The following is a 1225-nucleotide window of genomic DNA, read 5'->3' on the forward strand; positions in this document are numbered from 1 at the left end:
CGCGGCCCGGCGTCGGCGGCCGGATCGACCGGCCGCCGGCGAGCCGCGCCGGCACCACCGGCCGCGCCACCTCGACCGGCGCGGCCGGTACGTCCGGCCGGGTCACGTCCTCGGGGTGCCACTCGACCTCCAGCACCGCCGGGCCGCTGCGCAGCCGGATCCGGCGCACCGGCCCGGCCAACTCGGCGATCAGGTGCTGCGCCTGCCGGCGCAATCCGGCCAGCGTCTCCTCGCCGTTCATCCGGTCGGCGGCATCGTCGTCCACCCCGACTCCGCCGGGCGCGTCGACCGTCGACACCGCCCCGTCGCCGGCGCTCATCGCCGACCCGTCCGGGCGCCGACGCGGGTCGCGCCGAAGCGCCGGAAGCGTTGCCGACGCAGCCGGACCAGCATGGCGGGTGGCACGTCCAGCAGCGGCGTGAGGTTGGCCAGCAGGGCGGCGCGCAACCGGTGGGCGGTCTCCGCCGGGTCGCCGTGCGCGGCGGTGGACGGCTCCGGCACGACCTCGTCGACCACGCCGAGCCGGCACAGGTCGGGGGCGGTCAGTCGCAGCGCGCGGGCGGCCTCCGGCGCGGCGGACCGGTCCGGCCAGAGGATCGCCGCACACCCCTCGGGGCTGATCACCGAGTAGACGGCGTTCTCCAGCATCAGCACCCGGTCGGCCACCGCGAGCGCCAGGGCGCCGCCGCTGCCGCCCTCCCCGGTGACCACCGCGAGCACGGGGGTGGGCAGCACGGTGAGGGCGAGGATGTTCTCGGCGATGGCCGCCGCCTGGCCCTGCTCCTCGGCGCTCACCCCGGGGTCGGCCCCCGGGGTGTCCACGAGGGTGACCACGGGCAGTCCGAGCCGCGCGGCGAGCGCATCAACCGCAGCGCCTTGCGGTGCCCGGCCGGGCTGGCCATGCCGAAGTTGCGGGCGACCAGCTCCGCGGTGGTGTGCCCCTTCTGGTGACCGATGACCATCACGTGCCGGCCGGCCAACCGCGCCACCCCGCCCACGATGGCCGGGCAGTCCGCGCCGAGCCGATCGCCGTGCAGCTCCACGAACCCGTCGAAGACGGAGTCCAGGTAGTCCAGTGTGGTGGGTCGTCCGGGGTGCCGGGCCATCCGGACGGTGTCCCACGCGTCGCGTGCCGCCGGGGTGTCAGCCGCAGCGCGGGTGGCGCCGGCGTCCGACCCGGCCGCCGGGTCCGCCGGCCGGGTCGGCGCCGGGTCCGCGTCGAGGC

General features: G+C 77.8%; 2 pseudogenes. Both read right to left on the minus strand.

The window, feature by feature from the left end:
* Nucleotides 1-319 (minus strand): annotated as a pseudogene (locus JM949_RS38340) (acetyl-CoA carboxylase biotin carboxyl carrier protein); the annotation flags it as partial.
* A pseudogene (locus JM949_RS36070) lies at nt 316-1225 on the minus strand (acetyl-CoA carboxylase carboxyltransferase subunit alpha); the annotation flags it as partial. The pseudogenes JM949_RS38340 and JM949_RS36070, both read right to left, overlap by 4 nt.

It is taken from the genome of Micromonospora tarensis, assembly GCF_016803395.1.
Taxonomy (GTDB): Bacteria; Actinomycetota; Actinomycetes; order Mycobacteriales; family Micromonosporaceae; genus Micromonospora; species Micromonospora tarensis.